Here is an 18,121-nt window from a genome sequence, read left to right as displayed (position 1 = left end):
GCGGCGGCCCAATGCAGGCCCCGCCACGTTGGGGTGGCTGAGATGCAGGGCGCTGCGGGTGGCGTTGCGCAGGCTTCGTCCGGCCGTCTCGGCCCGGATTCAGCAGCAGCGCGCTGCTTCAGGCGGCGGCGGCCAGCGCCCAGGCGCTGAGCTGGTCGAGCGTGACGTCGCGCAGCGACGCGACGACGCGGGTCCGTGGGCCGGCCGGGATCGCGACCAGGTGTGGCACCGCGACGACGTACGCCCCGGCGGCGAGGCCGGCGGCGACACCCGTCGGGGAGTCTTCGAGAACCACGCAGTCGGCCGGCTCGACCCCCAGTTCTGTGGCGGCCCGCTGGTAGGGCTCCGGGTGCGGCTTGGTCCGTTCGACGTCGTCGGACGACACAGTCGCGCCGAACCACCCCGTGCCGAGATCGGCCAGTACCGCGTCGACGAGCACCCGGGGTGACGCCGAGGCCAGCGCGCACGGCACGCCGGCGTCCTGCAGTTCTTCCAGCAACCGGCGGGCCCCGGGTTGCCACTGGACGGGCCTGTCGGACAGCAGAGCGGTCATGTGGCCGACGAGGTCGGCGACGAGGTCGGTCGCCGCGGCAGCCCCGCCGATCCGGTCGGCCATGTACGCGCCGACGCGGTGCAGCGGTCCCCCGAGGCAGCGGGCCTGGTCCGCTGGCGTCCACGGGAGGCCGTACGCCGCCATCGTCCGGGTCTCCCCGGCCAGCCACAGCGATTCGGTCTCCACCAGCAGCCCGTCCATGTCCCACAGCACTGCGGCAGGACGACGGGGCGGCGCGATCACCTGCGGCACGCTACGGGACGCCGTACGGCCCCGGGCCGGGTGGCGGACGCCAGTGGCTCGGGGCCGTACGGATGCTGCATGGATCGCTGATCGCGGATCGCGGTCCGGGGACGTGCACTCAGCCGGCGTGCACCGGCGTGCTCGGGTCGTGCGCCTGCCGGGGCTCGTTGACGGCGACGACCAGGATGATCAAGGCCACCACGAACATCGCCGCCCCGACGGCGAACGCTGTCGTGTAGCCGTGGGTGAGGGCGTCGAACGCCTTGCTCAGCAGATCGCCGGACGGCATCGGAACGCCGGGAACGCCGCGGGCACTGTCCCGGGCGTCCTGGGCGATCGCTTCTGCCTGGGCGAACTGCGAGAGCGTGGCGTTGGCCGCGATCGTCGCCAGGATGGCCAGACCGAGCGACCCGCCGACCTGCTGCATGGTATTCAGGACGGCCGAGGCGATACCGGACTCTTCGTGCCGCACACCGGCAACACCGGCGAGGGTCAGCGACACGAAGATCAGCCCCATGCCGATCGACATGCACAGCATCGGCAGCAGCAGACCGGTGACGTAGCCGGAGTCGACCTTGAGCTGGGAGAACCAGACCAGCCCGATGATCGCCAACACGATGCCGACGCCGGCGATGACCCGCGGCGGCGCCTTCGGCGTCAGGTTGCTTGCCAGCCCCGCGCCGATCACGATCCCGACCGTGAACGGCAGGAACGCCAGACCGGCCTTGACCGGGCTGTAGCCGAGGATGCCTTGCACGAACAGCGTGAGGAAGTAGAACATCGCGAACATCGCCGCGACCACGATCAGCATGACCGCGTAGGAGCCTGAACGGTTGCGGTTGGCGAAGATGTGCAGCGGCATGATCGGGTGCGGATGAACGGCCTCGATCCAGATGAACACCGCCATCAGCACCGCAGCGATCACGAAGCAGGCGATGGTCCCGCTGTTGCTCCAACCCTGATCGGGGTTGCTGGCCCGAGTGATGCCGTACACGAGGATCGTGAGGCTCGCCGTGCCGGCGATGGCGCCGCCGTAGTCGATCTTGCCCGGCTGTGGTTGGGATTCGCCGAGGACGCGAGGTGCGACAAGGGCGATGAACAGGCCGATGGGGACGTTCACGAAGAACACCCAGCGCCAGTTCAGGTAGTCGGTGAGCAGACCACCGGCGACCAGGCCGATCGCGGCGCCGGCACCGGACATCGCGGCGTACACCGCGAAGGCACGGTTGCGCGGCGGACCCTCGGGGAACGTCGTGGTGATGAGAGCCAGTGCGGTGGGTGACGCGATGGCCGCACCGGCGCCCTGCAGCGCGGAAGGCGATGAGCGAGGTGTCGTTCCACGCCAGGCCGCATAGCAGCGAGGCGAAGCTGAACAGCAGGACGCCGACGATGAAGACCCGCCTGCGCCCGAAGAGGTCGCCGGCGCGGCCACCGAGCAGCAGCAGTCCGCCGAACGCCAGGGTGTAACCGTTGATGACCCAGGTCAGATTCTCGTAGTTGAAGTCGAGCGCCTGCTGGATGCTGGGCAACGCGACGTTCACGATCGACGCGTCGAGGATGACCATGAGCTGCGCCGTCGCAATGACGACGAGCGCGAGGCCGAGGTGACTGTGTCCGTGGTCGTGCGGAGCAGCGGCAGTGCCGGCAGAACTGCCGGTATCGCTGGCGCCCGTCGTAGCCATGTGGATCTCCTTCGGTGGTACGTCGTGCGTGGGTGTCCGCTGCCGGAACTGGCCGGAGGCTACTGGGAACCCCCGACAATCCGGCGACGGTTTGCCCGGCGGTCGCCCGCCGTTCGTCCTGCCACGGCGGTTGCCCGCCGGTCGTCCCGTTTCGGCCTTCCGGCCGTTCGTGCTCTCGGCCTCGGTGGCCGCCATCCAGGCGGCCGCGGCCGCCTTCCCGGTCGCCGTGACCCGTCGGCTGTATCGGCGGTCGCCCCGCCGTACGCCCATGTTCCAGCGGTTGGCCGCCGTACGACTCGCGTTCGTTCGGGATGGCCGGCCCGCCGGCGCATCTCGTCACCCCGCCTGTGGCTCACCGCCCGGACGGTGATCACGAGGCCGACAAGAGTCGAGGCGAGCGTCATATTCCCGCGGCTCGGCGTGGCGCGTATGACTCGGCTCACCCGATGCTGAGAATCGACTCAGGCTGCCAAGTCCCGGATGGACGTCAATGGGCGCGAGACGACGTATGGGGTGCCCGGATCGAGCCGCGGCGGTCGGAGGCGTCGACCTGATCGCATCGGTCGGAGGCGTCGATCTGGCCGCATCGGTCGGCCCGCATGTCGATCAGGTTGCGGCAAAGTACTTCGCCTCGGGGTGGTGAACGATCAGCGCGCTGGTCGACTGTTCCGGATGGAGCTGGAACTCCTCGGACAGCGACACACCGATGCGCTCGGGCTGCAGCAAGGTGACCAGGCCGGCCTGCTGCTCGACGTCGGGACAGGCGGGATAGCCGAACGAGTATCGCGACCCGCGGTAGCCCTGCTTGGCGATGAGCCGATCCCGGTCGCTGTCGTCCTCGCCGGCGAACCCGAACTCGGCGCGGACCCGGGCGTGCCAGAGCTCGGCGAGGGCCTCGGTGAGCTGCACGGTGAGGCCGTGCAACTCCAGATAGTCCCGGTAGGCGTCGGCGGCCAGCAGTTTCGCCGTGGACTGCGATGCCCTCTCGCCCATGGTGACGATATGGAACGCGACCACGTCGAGCTCGCCGGACTCCTTGGGCCGGAAGAAGTCTGCCAGGCACAGGTGACGGTCACGCCGTTGCCGGGGGAACGTGAAACGCAACCGTTCCTGACCGAACCGGTCGCCTTCGTGCCACCCGACGACGAGGTCGTTGCCCTCCGACCAGCACGGGTAGTAGCCGTAGACCACGGCAGGCTCCAGCAGCCCGTCGGTATGGATGCGGTCCAGCCACATCCGCAGTCGGGGACGGCCCTGGGTCTCCACGAGTTCCTCGTAGGAGGGTCCGTCGCCGCGGGAGGGTTTGAGACCCCACTGGCCGAGGAAGGTGGCGCGCTCGTCGAGGTAGGCGGCGTACTCGGCCAGCGCCATGCCCTTCACCACCCGGTCGCCCCAGAACGGCGGCACCGGAACGGGATTGTCGGTGGCGACGTCCGAGCGCGCCGGCAGCGCGACCTCGGGCTCCGGATCCCGGCGTACGGCGCGCACCCGGCGCTCGCGCCGCTGCGGAAGCGCCGCGCCCGGCTCGCCTCGCTTCACCGCCATGACCGCGTCCATGAGGCGCAGACCCTCGAATGCGTCGCGGGCGTAGCGGACCTCGCCCTCGTACACCTCGGCCAGGTCCTGCTCGACGAAGGCCCGCGTCAAGGCCGCACCGCCCAACAGCACCGGCCAACGCGTCGAGACGCCTCGGGAGTTCATCTCCTCGAGGTTCTCCTTCATGACCACGGTGCTCTTCACCAGCAGCCCGGACATCCCGATGACGTCGGCGTCGGTGTCCTGCGCGGCATCGAGGATCGCCGTCACCGGCTGCTTGATGCCGATGTTCACCACGTTGTAGCCGTTGTTGGTCAGGATGATGTCGACGAGATTCTTGCCGATGTCGTGCACGTCGCCCTTGACCGTGGCGAGCACGATGGTCCCCTTGCCGCTCTCGTCAGTACGTTCCATGTGCGGCTCGAGATGGGCGACCGCCGCTTTCATCACCTCGGCGCTCTGCAACACGAACGGCAACTGCATCTCGCCGCGGCCGAACAGTTCGCCGACTTCGCGCATCCCGGCCAGCAGGGTCTCGTTGACGATCTGCAGCGGGCTGCGTTCGGCCATGGCGAGATCCAGATCTGCCTCGAGTCCTGTCCGCTCGCCGTCGACGATCCGCCGTTCCAGTCGCTCGAACAGCGGCATGGCAGCCAACTGGTCGGCCCGGCCGGCCCGCAGTGCGGTCGCCTCGACGCCTTCGAACAGTTCCAGGAAGCGCTGCAGCGGGTCGTAACTGCAGACCCCCTCGTCGTCGAAGCGGCGGCGGTCGTAGACCAGATCCAGCGCGACGTCGCGTTGCTGCTCGGGGATCCGCGCCATCGGCAGGATCTTCGAGGCGTGCACGATCGCGGAGTCCAGGCCGGCTGCGACGCATTCGTGCAGGAACACCGAATTGAGGACCTGCCGGGCGGCCGGGTTCAACCCGAACGACACGTTGGACAGTCCCAGAGTGGTCTGTACCTGCGGATGCCGCCGTTTCACCTCGCGGATCGCCTCGATCGTCGCCACGCCGTCGCGACGGGTCTCCTCCTGACCGGTCGCGATCGGGAAGGTCAGGCAGTCGATGATGATGTCGCCGATGTCCATCCCCCAGTCGTCGCACAGCGCGGCGATGAGGCGGTCGGCGATGCGGACCTTCCATTCGGTGGTGCGCGCCTGGCCGGTTTCGTCGATCGTCAGCGCCATCACCGCCGCGCCGTGCTCACGCACCAGCCGCATCACCCGGTCGAAGCGTGACCCGGGGCCGTCACCGTCCTCGTAGTTGACGGAGTTGACCACGGCGCGGCCGCCCAGCAGTTCCAGACCGGCTTCGATCACCGCCGGTTCGGTGGAGTCGACCACGACCGGCAGCGTCGAGGCCGTTGCGAGCCGGGAGGCGAGTTCTCGCATGTCTGCCACGCCGTCGCGGCCGACGTAGTCGACGCACAGGTCGAGCAGATGGGCGCCGTCGCGGATCTGCTCGCGTGCGATCTCCAGGCAGTCCTCCCAGCGCTGCTCGAGCATCGCCTCCCGAAACACCTTGGAGCCGTTGGCGTTCGTCCGCTCCCCGATGGTGAGGTACGTCGTGTCCTGTCGGAAACTCACGCTCTGGTACAGCGACGCCGCGCTGGCCTCGTGCCGCGGCCGGCGCGCGACGACCTCCCGGCCCCGGACGCGCTCCACCACGTGTCGCAGGTGTTCCGGCGTGGTGCCGCAGCACCCGCCGACCAGGGCCAGGCCGTACTCGGCGGTGAAGTGGTCGTGGGCGTCGGCCAACTCGACCGGCGTCAACGGGTAGTGAGCGCCGTCGGAGGTGAGAATCGGCAGACCGGCGTTGGGCATACACGACAGTCCGACCCGGGCGTGGCGGGACAGGTGGCGCAGATGCTCGCTCATCTCGGCCGGCCCGGTCGCGCAGTTCAGGCCGATCAGGTCGACCCCGAGCGGTTCGAGCACGGTGAGCGCCGCGCCGATCTCCGATCCCAGCAGCATGGTCCCGGTGGTCTCGACGGTGACGTTGACCAGCAGCGGCACGGCGCGCCCGGCAGCCGCGATCGCCCGCCGGGTACCGACCACTGCGGCCTTGACCTGCAGCAGGTCCTGGCAGGTCTCGACCAGCACCGCGTCGGTACCGCCGGCCAGCAGGCCGGCCGTCTGCTGCTGGTAGGCGTCGCGGAGTTCGGCGTACGTCACGTGCCCGAGGGTCGGCAGCTTCGTCCCCGGCCCGACCGACCCGAGCACCCAGCGCGGGCGGTCGGGAGTCGACCAGCCGTCGGCGACCTCGCGGGCGATCCGCGCTCCCGCCTCGGCCAGTTCGTAGATGCGATCGGCGATGTCGTACTCGCCGAGGTTGGCCAGGTTGGCGCCGAAGGTGTTGGTCTCCACGCAATCGACGCCGACGGCGAAGTACGCGTCATGAACCCCGGCGACGACATCGGGCCGCGTCACGTTGAGGATCTCGCTGCACCCCTCGAGGCCGTGGTAGTCGTCGAGGGTGAGATCGGCCGCCTGCAGCATCGTGCCCATCGCGCCGTCCGCCACGACCACGCGCTGCGCGAGCGCTGCCAGCAGGGACGGTCGAGGGGGCGGCTGCCCGGGTGCGCTCATAGGCGGGCCAGCCTAGCCGCGCCGCTGCGAGGGCTTCGTCGGATTACGGCCCGGTCGTACGACGTAGGCTGACCGGGTTCGGAGGGTCCGGCCGGTCGGCGGAGGTGTCGGTGATCGAGATCGAGTCGCTGCCGGAGCTCGTCGATCCGGTCCTCGTGGCGGCGTTCGAAGGCTGGAACGACGCCGGCGACGCTGCCAGCGGCACCCTGGAACATCTGCAGGAGGTCTGGGGCGGCCGGCCCATCGCCGAGTTCGACCCCGAGGACTACTACGACTACCAGGTGAACCGGCCCCTCGTCGGCTTCGACGACAAGGGAAAGCGGCACGTGACCTGGCCGACCACGCGGTTGTTCGTGATCCGGGTTCCCGAGCCGGCCCGCGACCTGGTCATCGTCCGCGGTATCGAACCGAACATGCGCTGGCGTCAGTTCAGCGCCGAACTGGTCGGCCTCGCCGCCGAGTTGGGCGTCACCCGGGTCGTGACGCTGGGCGCGTTGCTCGCCGACACGCCGCACACCCGCCCGGTGCCGGTCAGCGGATCGTCCAGCGACGCGGGCCTCGCGACGACGCTGAACTTGGAGCCGTCCCGCTACGAGGGGCCGACCGGCATCGTCGGTGTGCTCGTCGAAGCCTGCACCACCGCGGGCATGCCGGCGGTGTCGTTGTGGGCCGCGGTGCCGCACTACGTCGCCCAGCCGCCGTGCCCCAAGGCCGTGCTCGCGCTGGTACGGCGGCTCGAGGACCTGCTGGACGTCACGATCCCGGTCGGTGACCTGGTCGAGGAGGCGCGCGCCTGGGAGGTCGGCGTCGACGAGCTCGCGGCCGAGGACGAGGAGGTCGCCGAATACGTCCGGCAGCTGGAGGAGGCGCGGGACACCGCCGACCTGCCGGAGGCCAGTGGCGAGGCGATCGCCCGCGAGTTCGAGCGCTACCTGCGCCGCCGCGGGCCGGACGGCGCGTGACGCCGTACAGCACCAGAGGTCGTACGGCGCCTGACGCGGGCACCTGAGGTCGGACGGCACCGACGTCGATCGCGCAACGGCCGCCCATGCCAGCACTAAGTCCTTCCTAACGCCCCCGCTGCGGCGCCCGACCGGGCGCTGTCGATCGCGCTGCCGGCGGTTCCGGCGCCCTACCGTGGCGCGCCGAAACCCCGTCTGCGATCGGATCCCGCGTGCGTGCTGCCCGTCCTGTCCCGTCCTCGTCCGGCGCGTCTTGGGGCCGCCTGGCGGTGCTGCCGCCGCTGGCCTGCCTGGTGCTCGTGGCAGCGCCCGCAACGGCCGGAGCAGCGGCGGTCGGCACGTCGGTCCCCGGCACGTCGGACGTCGGCACGTCGGCTGTCGTGCGGTCCGCGGACGGCGCCGTGGCGGTCGCTGCCCTCGACCCGCTGTGGCCGAGTCAGGCGCTGCCGTGGCAGGCGGCCCGGGTGCCCGATGCCTGGCCGCTGGTTCCGGCGGCGGCGCGCGCCGTGGTCGCCGTCCTCGACACGGGCGTCGACACCGGTCATCCCGACCTCAGCGGCGCCGTCGTCGGCCAGTACGACGCGACGACGGGTGGCAGCGATGTCACCGACCACGACGGGCACGGCACCTTCGTCGCCGGCGTCATCGCCGCCCGGGCTGGCAACGGCATCGGTATCGCCGGCGTCGCGACCGGCGTCAGCCTGCTGGCAGTGAAGGTGAGCGACGCGCAGGGCATGGAGACCCCGGCCGCGGTGGCCGCGGGGATCCGGTGGGCAGCCGACCACGGGGCCGACGTGATCAACGCGTCGCTCGGCAGCACGACCTTCGACCCGGCCGTCGCCGCCGCGGTGGCCTACGCGATCGGGCGCGGCGTCGTCGTCGTGGCCGCGGCCGGCAACCTGGGGCAGTCGGTCCCCGCCTTCTACCCGGCGTCGTCGCCCGGCGTCGTCGCCGTGGCGGCCACCACCGTGGACGGAGTAGCGCGCGCCGGCTTCTCGTCGTACGGCAACTGGATCACGCTGGGCGCGCCCGGCGACCAGCTGTGGAGTACGACGCCGACGGCCGGGTCGACCCGCTACCCGGCTGGCTACGCCACCGACCACGGCGCCTCGTTCGCCACCGCGGTCGTGTCCGGCACCGCCGGGATGATGCGAGCCGTCGCCCCGTCGCTGCCCCCCGCGGTCGTCGCGTCGACGCTGCAGTCGACCGCCTCCCCTCGGCCCGGCCAGCACCTCGGGGCGGGACTCGTGGACGCCGCGGCCGCCGTGGCGGCGGTCGCACCGGGCGCAGGTCCGACGCCGCCGGCGGTCCTCGCCGTGGCCAGCGCGCGCATCGGTGCCGGGGTCGGTGCAGCGGCCTTCTCCCCCAATGCTGACGGCCGTCGCGACACCCTGCCCGTGGCCGTCACCGTGCCGGCGGAGGCGCTGGGCAAACGTGGCCGGCTGGCGGCCGGCTGGCAGCTGCAGTGGTCGGTCCGTACGGCCAAGGGTGCGGCGATCACCGGCGCCCGCGCGGTACGACCGAAGGGCCGCCACGTGGTCATCCGGTGGGACGGCGTCGGCATCTCCGGTGGGGTGGTGCCGAACGGCCGGTACCTGGTGCGGGTAGTGCTGCGCCACCGGGTCGACGGCGTATCGCACCGGGCCGTGACCGTGGTGCCGGTGGTCGTCGACACGAGGGCACCTCGTGCGCGGGCCGTCCAGGGCGCAGGCGCCACCGTCTATCCTCGGCGCGGCACCGGGGCGCTCCTCGGGGTCACCACGAACGAGGCAGCGACGATGCGCGTCGACGTGCGTGCCGGGGGCCGGCTGGTCCGTCGGCTGTCGGCCACCGGCGCAACTCCTGGCCGGCTGTCTGTGCACTTCGACGGCAACGGCCGCGGCGGCAGGGCGTTGCCGGCTGGCCGGTACACCTGGCAGGTACGCCTGGTCGATGCGGCCGGCAACCTCACGACCACACGGCTGTTCGTCGTACGGGTCTCCGCCGCGGCGGCACCGAACGGACAGCAGCAGAAGGAGGCGGCATGACCCGCAGAGGCCGGACGATCGCTATCAGCGCGGCGCTCGGGGGGCTGCTGTCCTTCCTGCTGCCCACAGCGCAGGCGGCCCCCACAGCGCAGGCGGCACAGGTCGCCGCAGTGGCTCCGGCTGCCGTGGCGGCGCCGGCAGGGGCGTTGGTGGCCACGGCGAAGCGCAACGTCAGCCTCACGCTCACCGGTCGGCAGGCCAGTTCCTCGGGCGGCACCGACCAGTGCGCGAACTCCCGCGTCCCGGCGAACCAGCCGGACGGGCTGTGGCTGGTGAACCGGTGCCGCCGTTCGATCAGCTACGCCGAGGCCAACGCGTACTACGTGTTCGCCGTCCCGCCCGCCAGCAAGTACCGCAAACTCGTCGTCCAGGTGCAGGGATACACCAACTCCCCGCCCAGCATGGTCGTCGCCGGGGCGCGGAAGCCGAACGGCTCCTGGGTCGGTATCGGCCGGCTCAGCGCGACCAACGGCACCGCCAGCTGGCGGACCATCGGGACACTCAACGCGAAGCGTTTCGTCGCCAACGGACAGGTTGTCATCGGGATCGCCGTCAGCGACGAGTACGCCCCGCCCAGCACGTTCCTGGTCAAGCAGGTCCGGATCAAGCTCGGCTACAACAGCTGAGCGGCCTTACCTATCCGGTACGGCCTGAGCTCTCCGCTACCGCCTGAGCTCTCCGCTACCGCCTGAGCTCTCCGCTACCGCCGAACCGCCTCCGGCAGCGCTCTTCGGTTACGCATGAGCTCGCCGGTACGGCGAGAACGCCTCCGGCAGCGGCCTCAGCCGCGGCGGCCGGCCCGGTAGCGGGCCACCAGCGCGGTCGTCGACGGGTCCTGACCGGCCGGCGGCGGGGCACCGTCGGTCAGCTGCGGCACGACCGTCAGGGCCATCGCCTTGCCCAGCTCGACGCCCCACTGATCGAACGAGTCGATCCCCCAGATCGCGCCTTGGACGAAGACGCTGTGCTCGTACAACGCCACCAGGGCGCCCAGCGTGTGCGGCGTGAGCGCTTCGGCCATGAGGAAGTTCGACGGCCGATTGCCGGGCATGACCTTGTGCGCGACGAGTTCCGGTGCCGTCCCGTCCGCGGCGACCTCCTCGGCCGTCCGGCCGAACGCGAGCACGGCCGCCTGCGCAAAAGCGTTGGCCGCCAGCAGGTCGTGGTGCTCGCCCAAGGGATTCAGGGACCGCTGGAAGACCAGCAGATCGCACGGCACCACCGTGGTGCCCTGGTGGATCAGCTGGTAGAAGCTGTGCTGGCCGTTGGTCCCCGGTTCGCCCCAGAAGATGCCGCCGGTCTCCACCCCGACCGGCGCCCCGTCCAGCGTCACCGACTTGCCGTTGCTTTCCATGGTCAGTTGTTGCAGGTACGCCGGGAACCGGGTGAGGTACTGCTCGTACGGCAGCACCGCGGTGGTCTGGCAGCCGAGGAAGTCCCGGTTCCACACGCTGAGCAGACCCATGAGGACCGGCAGGTTCTCCGCCGCCGGCGCGGTACGGAAATGCTCGTCCATCGCGTGGAACCCGGCGAGCAACTCCGCGAACTGCTGGCGACCGATGGCGAGCATCGTGGTCAGGCCGATCGCGGAATCCATCGAGTAGCGGCCGCCGACCCAGTCCCAGAAGCCGAACATGTTCGCGGTGTCGATACCGAAGGCGGCGACCTTCTCGGCGTTCGTGGACACCGCCACGAAGTGGCTGGCCACTGCGGCGTCCGCGCCGAGCGCTCCGACGATCCAATCCCGGGCACTGCGGGCGTTGGTCATCGTCTCCAGCGTGGTGAACGTCTTGGAACTCACCACGACCAGCGTCCGCGCCGGATCCAGATCGGCGGTGGCCTCCACGAAGTCCGTGCCGTCGACGTTGGAGACGAATCGGAACGTCAGGTCTCGCCGGGCGTAGTGCCGCAGCGCCTGGTACGCCATGACCGGACCGAGATCGGATCCGCCGATCCCGATGTTGACCACGGCGTTGATGGTCTGTCCGGTGTACCCCCGCCACGAGCCGTCCCGGACGCGATCGGTGAACTCCCCCAGGCGATCCAGGACGGCGTGGACCTCGGCCACGACGTCCACGCCATCGACCACCAGCGTTGCGGTACGGGGTAGTCGCAGCGCGGTGTGCAGCACCGCGCGGTCCTCCGTCACGTTGATGTGCTCGCCGGCGAACATCGCATCGCGACGTGCCGTCACGCCGCGCTGAACCGCGAGATTCAGCAGCAGTTCCAGGGTTCGTCCGGTGATGCGCTGCTTGGAGTAGTCCAGCCACAGGCCCGCGCCGCTCGCGGTGAACCGTTGTGCCCGGCCGGGATCCGCGGCGAACAGCTCCCGCAGGTGCTGTTGGCCTTCGGCGGCATGGTGGGTCAGCAGCGCGCTCCACGCCGGTGTGGTGGTGACGGAACTCAACGGTTCTCCTCGACGTGGGCGGTACCGCATCGCGGCTGGACGGCAGGATCGCCGCAGAGCACGGGACGGACGTCCTCAACTCATGACGGGGGTGGCGGTTTCGGTGTCCGCCAGCCGCCGTGCCCGCGGGCGAATGCCTCGGCTGCCTCCGGACCCCAGGTCCCCGGCGCGTACGGCTGCACCGGCGGCGGGTTCTCCAGCAGAGGCGCGACGATCGACCACGTCGCCTCCACACTCGGCCACGCCGGGAACAACGTGCGGTCGCCGACGAGCAGATCACGCAGCAGCCGCTCGTACGGCCACGGGGGGTCACCCAGGGCCGTCGAGAAGTCGACCGACAAGTCGACCGGTTCTGAGACGTCGCGGCCCGGTTCCTTCACCCGCAGGCCGAACGTGACGCCGGACCCGATACCGGGGCCCTGCCCGATGCGCAGCACCACGTCGTCGTGACCCGGCGGGGCCCAGACCTGGCCGCCGATCCGGAGCTTCGGAACTTTCCGGAACCGCACCACGATCTCGGTGGCGGTGACCGGCAGCTGCTTGCCCGCGCGGATGATCACCGGTACGCCGGACCACCGCCACGAGTCCAGTTCCAGCCGTAGCGCGACGAACGTCTCGGTGTCCGATGCTGGATCGACACCGGCGATCGACCGGTAGCCGGTGTACTGGCCGCGGATGGCCTTCGCCGGGTCGATCGGGCGGATCGCGTGGAACAGGTCGACCTGCTCGTCGGGAACCGCATCCGCGCCGGGTCCGGGCGCGTCCATCAAGGTGAGCGCGAGCACCTGCAGCAGATGGTTCTGGACGACATCGCGCAGTGTCCCGACCCGGTCGTAGAACGAGCCTCGGTCCTCGACCCCGAACGCTTCGGCCATGGTGATCTGGATGCTGTCGACCTGCCCCCGGTGCCAGATCGGCTCGAGCATCGCGTTGGCGAAGCGCAGGTAGAGGATGTCCTGCACCGGTTCCTTGCCCAGGAAGTGGTCGACCCGGAACAACTGCTCCTCGGCAATGACCGCATGCAGCCGCTGGTTGAGGGCGCGCGCGGAGGCGAGGTCCGTACCGAACGGCTTCTCCACGGCGACCCGGGCATTCGTCGTCAGGCCGGCGGCGCCGAGGCGTTCCACGACGGGTCCGAACAGCGCCGGCGGGATCTCCAGGTAGAACGCGGGACGTTCGGCGCCGCCCAGCTGCACCTTGAGGCGGTCGTACAGCTCCGGATCGGTGAAATCGCCGTGCAGGTAGGACAGCTTGGCCGCCAGCCGGGCGAAGACGTCCTCATCGATGGCCCCGTGGTCGTCGGCCTCGCTGTCCACGATGGCCTGCCGGGCCCGTGCCCGCAGCGAGTCGTCGTCCCCGTCGTCGAAGGCGACTCCGATCACGTCGCATGGCAGGAGGCCGCGGTCTTCCAGGCGGTACAGCGACGGCAGGGTCATCTTGCGGGCGAGGTCGCCGGTGATTCCGAACACCACGAGTCGATCAGCCGTCGCGATCACCATGGCGCCCACCCTTCCACTAGCGTGCCCGGCGATGCCACCGACACGATGACGATGGCCTGCACGATGACCATGGTCTGCACGGACGATGGCCCGCACGACGACGGCGGCTCGCACGATGAGGGGCCCGCAGGATGACATCGGCCGCCCGGCACGGCCTTCCGGGTGAGCCTGACGAAGGGACGAACTCGTGGTCACTGCAGCACCGATGCAGCTCGGCATGGTCGGACTGGGCCGGATGGGAGCCGGACTGGTCCGGCGCCTGTTGCGCGACGGGCACCGGGCTGTCGTGTACGACGTCAACCCCGCCGCGGTCGCGGCGTTGGCGGCCGAAGGCGCCGTGGCTGCCACGTCGTACGAGGACTTCGTGGCGAAGCTCGAGGCGCCGCGGGCGGTCTGGGTCATGGTGCCGGCCGGTGACATCACCGAGCAGACGGTGACCACGCTCGGCTCGCTGCTGGACTCCGGTGACACCCTGATCGACGGGGGAAACTCGTACTACCGCGACGACATCCGCCGCGCGGCTGCGCTGCGGGACAAGGGAGTGCACTACGTCGACTGCGGCACGTCCGGTGGGGTATGGGGCCTCGAGCGGGGGTTCTGCCTGATGATCGGCGGCGATACCGAGGCGGTCGATCGGCTGGCGCCGATCTGGTCGACGATCGCGCCAGGAGTCGGCGATGTCGAGCGGACAGCCGGCCGCACCGGCCAGCCCGCACCGGAGGAGCAGGGCTGGTTGCATTGCGGGCCCAACGGTGCCGGGCATTTCGTCAAGATGGTTCACAACGGGATCGAGTACGGGATCATGGCGGCGTACGCCGAGGGGCTCAACATCCTGAAGAACGCCGACGAGGGACTGCGGCAGCGTGATCAGGACGCGGAGACCGCTCCGCTGGAGCATCCGGAGTTCTACGCGTACCAGCTGGACATCCCCAAGGTCGCCGAGGTGTGGCGGCGCGGTTCGGTGATCGCCTCGTGGCTGCTGGACCTCACCGCTGCGGCGCTGCAGGACTCGCCGGACCTCGAGGAGTTCGGTGGGCGGGTGTCGGACTCCGGCGAGGGCCGGTGGACCGCGATCGCCGCTATCGACGAAGGGGTGCCGGCGCCGGTGCTGACGGCCGCGCTCTACGAACGGTTCAGTTCGCGGTCGGCCGATCTCTACACCGACAAGCTGTTGTCTGCCATGCGCAAACAGTTCGGCGGGCACGCCGAGAAGAAAGACTGAACCGGCTTCAGCCGGCGACCTCGACGCCGAGCAGTGCGTCGACGGTCGCGGCGGCGAGTGCGGGCGCCTGCGGATCGACCACGTCGGCGCCCAGTTCGGTCGCGCCCACCCATGCGTCGACCGCGGCCAGTGCGCCCGGCGCGTCCAGGTCGTCGCTGAGCCGTTCCCGTACGGCGGACAGCAGCTGCTCCCCCGACGGCCCGCTCTGCGCCTCGAAAGCCTTCCGCCAGCGCACGAGCCGGGCTTGGGCACGCGCGAGTTCCGCGTCCGACCACTCCCAGTCGTCCCGGTAGTGGTGGGCCAGCAAAGCTAGCCGCACCGCCGCCGGGTCGTGGCCGGCCGCCAGCAGCCGGGAGACGAACACCAGATTGCCGCGCGACTTGCTCATCTTCTCGCCGTCCAGGCCCACCATGCCCGCGTGGACATAGGTCCGCGCGTACGGCGTCCCGCCCCGCAAGGTGCACGCCTCCGCCGCGCCCATCTCGTGGTGCGGGAAGGCGAGGTCGCGACCGCCGCCCTGGACGTCGAACGGCATCCCGATGGTGTCCAGCGCGATCGCGACGCATTCCAGATGCCAGCCGGGTCGGCCTGGACCCAGCGGGGAATCCCAACTCGGTTCGCCCGGCCGGGCCGCCTGCCACAACAGGCAGTCCAACGGATCACGTTTGCCCGGCCGGTCCGGGTCACCGCCGCGTTCGGCGAACAGGTCGCGCATCTGCTGCTCGTCCAGCCCGGCCACCGTCCCGAACCCGGGGGCGCTGCGGACCGCGAAATACAGGTCGCCGTCCACGTCGTACGCCGCGCCGGCGTCGCGGAGCGCGGCGACCAGCTCGGCGACCCGCGGGATCGTCTCCACCGCACCGACATAGGAACGCGGCGGGAGGACGCGCAGGGCGACCATGTCGCGGCTGAACAGCGCGGTCTGTTCGCTGGCCAGTTCTCGCCAGTCCTGGCCGGTAGCGACGGCGCGTTCCAGCAGCGGGTCGTCCACGTCGGTCACGTTCTGCACGTAGTGGACCTGCAGGCCCGAGTCCAGCCAGGCCCGATGAACCAGGTCGAACGCGACATAGGTGGCGGCGTGGCCCAGGTGGGTGGCGTCGTACGGCGTGATGCCGCAGACGTACATCGTGGCGACCGGGCCGGCGGCCGCGATGCGCAGCGACCGGCTCGCGGTGTCCCAGAGCCGCAGTGCCGGCGGGCTGCCCGGCAGCGGGGGCACTGCGGACCCCGGCCATGGCTGCATGCGGTCGACCCTAGCCGCCGGGGTCAGAACACCGGCCACGGGAGGTGCGGCCACGTGTCCGTCGCGGCCGGGTAGCGCCCGTCCCGCAGCAACGCTGTGATCCGGCCGGAGGTACGGCGTACCTCCCGCGGGCTGAGCAGTCCGGCCAACGCGCCGTCGGCCTCCAGCAGGGTCGCCGCCCGCCGCAGGGCGTCGGCGTCGGCAGCATCGACGGCCTCGCCGGCGAATCCCCACAGCACGGTGCGCAGCTTCGGGTCGGGATGGAAGCAGATCCCGTGATCGATGCCGAACGTGTGGCCCGAGCCGTCGACCAGGACATGGCCGCCCTTGCGATCGGTGTTGTTGGCTGCGGCGTCGAACAGGGCCAGCCGCCGCAACGCCGGCGTGTCGGCATGCACGAGGCTCACCGGCTCGCCCCGCGGGCCTTCGGCGTCGAGCACCACCCGCCAGCCGGCTGGCGCCGACCCGGTGGGGACGAGGTCGACCGGACCGGCCGCATCGTCGGCGACCACCCAGCGCTGGCAGCTGCCCGGACCAGCGGGACCGGCAGTGCGCCAGGCGGTTTCGGGGACCAGGCCCCAGCCGAGCAGCCGGTCGAGTTCGTACGCGGCGACCTCGCGCCGGCTGAGGCTCCCGGTCGGGAAGTCCCACAACGGCCGCTCCCCGTGCTGCGGCTTGTAGACACAGCGCACCGTCAGGCCGTCCAGCCGGGCTTCGCCGACCAGGGTGGTGTTGGAGGCCGAGCGCAGCCGGCCGTCGAGTTCGAGGGTCCCGTGACGCAGTACCGCCAGGACGTCGGCCGCCGCCGGGGGTTCAGTCATCGCCGGGGTTCAGCCATCGTCGGTGCGGTAGGCCCAGGTCCGCATGGCCCGGTCAGCGGCGGTAACCGTTGGCGCGCGGGCAGATGTGGCCGGCGGGGTCCAACGGCTGATGGCAGAACGGGCAGGGCGGCCGGCCGGCGGCCACCAGCGCCGCGGTCCGGCGGGCGAAGGCGCGTGCCTGGGCGCCAGTGATCCTGACCCGCAGGCAGTCCGGTCCATCCGGATCGTCCGAGCCGAGTTCGGGGACCTCGACGTCCTCGTCGTCGACCGTGGCGTGGGCCTCGATCACGAGGCGTTCGTCGGCCGGATCCCAGCCCAGGGCCATCGCACCGATACGGAACTCCGCCACGATCGGCGATTCCAGTGGGTCGGTGTCGAGCGCCTCGGCGGTGCCGGCCACGGGGATGTCCGCCTCGCCGGCGCTGCGTCGCAGCACCTCGTCCAGGAGTTCGTCGATGCGTTCGGCGAGGGCGGCTGCCTGCGCCTTCTCCAAGGTCACGCTGGTGACCGCTCTCCCCCGCCGCGCCTGCAGGAAGAAGGTCCGCTCGCCGGGCTGCCCGACCGTGCCGGCGACGAATCGTTCCGGCGGGTCGAAAGCAAGAACACGACGGGCCACGAGCGACGAGCCTAGTCTCGGCCGCGGTCAGCCGCCGCCGACCGCGGCATCGCTGGCGCGGCGCCGGCGCCGACTCCGGGTCGGTGGCCGCAGCAGGCCGGCGAGGTCACTGCCGGTGTCGTTCAGGTGCAGGACGAACGGTCGTAGGTCGGTGTACTGGATCGCCGTCACCGACCCGTTGTCGACGGTGATCCGCTGGAACGCATCCAGATGCATCCCGAGTGCGTCGGCGACGATCGCCTTGATCACGTCGCCGTGGGACACCGCGACCCAGCAGGCGTCCGCGCCGAGCGCGGCATTCCAGCGGCGGACCGCATCGACGGCCCGCTGCGCCATCCCGAGCATCGACTCGCCGGTCTCGCCCGGGAAGCGCACTGCGCTGGGATGGGCCTGCACGACCTTCCAGAGCGGATCCTTGGCCAGGACGGCGAGCCGCTGTCCGGTCCAGTCGCCGTACGCGCACTCGGACAGGCCCTGGTCGTAGTGCAGCGGCGGCACCGGGTCGCGCCCGGCCAGCAGCGGTTGCGCGGTCTGCACACACCGTTCCAACGGGCTGCTCACGACGGCCTGCAGCGGAATCGGGGCGAGGCGGGCCACGAGCGCGGCGACCTGCTCCCGGCCCCGCTCGTCGAGGTCGATGCCCGGCTGCCGCCCGGCGAGTACGCCGCCGGCGTTGGCAGCGGTACGGCCGTGCCGTACCAGCAGGACCGTCGCCACGGCG

Annotated in this window: 12 protein-coding genes and 1 pseudogene; 4 read left to right on the top strand and 9 right to left on the bottom strand. The window is 71.0% G+C overall.

Annotation, left to right across the window (positions count from 1 at the left end):
• Window positions 1-118: 118 nt before the first annotated feature.
• The 3 genes and pseudogenes from EPO13_07270 to metH form a co-directional block, all read right to left on the bottom strand.
• Window positions 119-754, bottom strand: coding sequence for an HAD family phosphatase (locus EPO13_07270; protein TAK69768.1), 636 nt, complete (start codon window positions 752-754; stop codon window positions 119-121).
• Between the two features lie 160 nt (window positions 755-914).
• Window positions 915-2,361 (bottom strand): annotated as a pseudogene (locus tag EPO13_07265) (DHA2 family efflux MFS transporter permease subunit).
• Window positions 2,362-3,084: 723 nt separating this feature from the next.
• On the bottom strand, window positions 3,085-6,603 hold the full coding sequence (metH, locus tag EPO13_07260) for a methionine synthase (GenBank protein ID TAK69654.1): 3,519 nt from the start codon (window positions 6,601-6,603) through the stop codon (window positions 3,085-3,087).
• 110 nt (window positions 6,604-6,713) lie between these two features.
• Between metH and EPO13_07255 the strand changes: the two genes are divergently transcribed.
• The 3 genes from EPO13_07255 (at window position 6,714) to EPO13_07245 (ending at window position 10,218) form a co-directional block, all read left to right on the top strand.
• The gene (locus tag EPO13_07255) at window positions 6,714-7,565 is read left to right on the top strand and encodes a PAC2 family protein (GenBank protein ID TAK69653.1); all 852 of its coding nucleotides are present in this window, start codon (window positions 6,714-6,716) and stop codon (window positions 7,563-7,565) included.
• Between the two features lie 212 nt (window positions 7,566-7,777).
• Window positions 7,778-9,592: a hypothetical protein gene (locus tag EPO13_07250; protein TAK69652.1), complete on the top strand. Its 1,815-nt coding sequence runs from the start codon at window positions 7,778-7,780 to the stop codon at window positions 9,590-9,592.
• On the top strand, window positions 9,589-10,218 hold the full coding sequence (locus EPO13_07245; protein TAK69651.1) for a hypothetical protein: 630 nt from the start codon (window positions 9,589-9,591) through the stop codon (window positions 10,216-10,218). Before EPO13_07250 ends, EPO13_07245 begins: the two co-directional genes overlap by 4 nt.
• A 155-nt stretch (window positions 10,219-10,373) precedes the next feature.
• On the opposite strand, the gene EPO13_07240 is transcribed toward EPO13_07245, so the two are convergent.
• Window positions 10,374-12,029: a glucose-6-phosphate isomerase gene (locus EPO13_07240; protein TAK69650.1), complete on the bottom strand. Its 1,656-nt coding sequence runs from the start codon at window positions 12,027-12,029 to the stop codon at window positions 10,374-10,376.
• A 50-nt stretch (window positions 12,030-12,079) separates the two neighbouring features.
• Window positions 12,080-13,498, bottom strand: a complete 1,419-nt coding sequence (locus tag EPO13_07235) for a glucose-6-phosphate dehydrogenase (GenBank protein TAK69649.1) — start codon at window positions 13,496-13,498, stop codon at window positions 12,080-12,082.
• Window positions 13,499-13,703: 205 nt separating this feature from the next.
• Here EPO13_07235 and gnd point away from each other — a divergent pair, with 205 nt between their 5' ends.
• Window positions 13,704-14,720 carry a decarboxylating 6-phosphogluconate dehydrogenase gene (gnd, locus tag EPO13_07230; protein ID TAK69767.1) on the top strand — a complete coding sequence of 339 codons (1,017 nt, stop codon included), beginning with the start codon at window positions 13,704-13,706 and terminating at the stop codon, window positions 14,718-14,720.
• Window positions 14,721-14,727: 7 nt separating this feature from the next.
• Here gnd and EPO13_07225 read toward each other — a convergent pair whose 3' ends face one another.
• Genes EPO13_07225 through EPO13_07210 form a run of 4 tightly spaced genes read right to left on the bottom strand, consistent with a single transcriptional unit; the run spans window position 14,728 to window position 18,117 of the window.
• Entirely contained in the window at window positions 14,728-15,963 is a 1,236-nt protein-coding gene (locus EPO13_07225; GenBank protein ID TAK69648.1) for a cysteine--1-D-myo-inosityl 2-amino-2-deoxy-alpha-D-glucopyranoside ligase, read from the bottom strand.
• A gap of 23 nt (window positions 15,964-15,986) precedes the next feature.
• Window positions 15,987-16,784 carry an SCO1664 family protein gene (locus EPO13_07220; protein ID TAK69647.1) on the bottom strand — a complete coding sequence of 266 codons (798 nt, stop codon included), beginning with the start codon at window positions 16,782-16,784 and terminating at the stop codon, window positions 15,987-15,989.
• A 52-nt stretch (window positions 16,785-16,836) separates the two neighbouring features.
• Window positions 16,837-17,400 (bottom strand): DUF3090 family protein, encoded by a 564-nt coding sequence (locus EPO13_07215; protein ID TAK69646.1) that lies wholly within the window; start codon window positions 17,398-17,400, stop codon window positions 16,837-16,839.
• Window positions 17,401-17,427: 27 nt separating this feature from the next.
• Window positions 17,428-18,117 carry an MSMEG_4193 family putative phosphomutase gene (locus tag EPO13_07210; GenBank protein ID TAK69645.1) on the bottom strand — a complete coding sequence of 230 codons (690 nt, stop codon included), beginning with the start codon at window positions 18,115-18,117 and terminating at the stop codon, window positions 17,428-17,430.
• Between the last annotated feature and the right edge of the window lie 4 nt (window positions 18,118-18,121).

Source organism: Actinomycetota bacterium (assembly GCA_004297305.1).
GTDB lineage: Bacteria > Actinomycetota > Actinomycetes > S36-B12 > FW305-bin1 > FW305-bin1.
The sequence above is the reverse complement of the archived record's forward strand: the minus strand, read 5'-3'. Positions and strand labels throughout refer to the sequence as shown.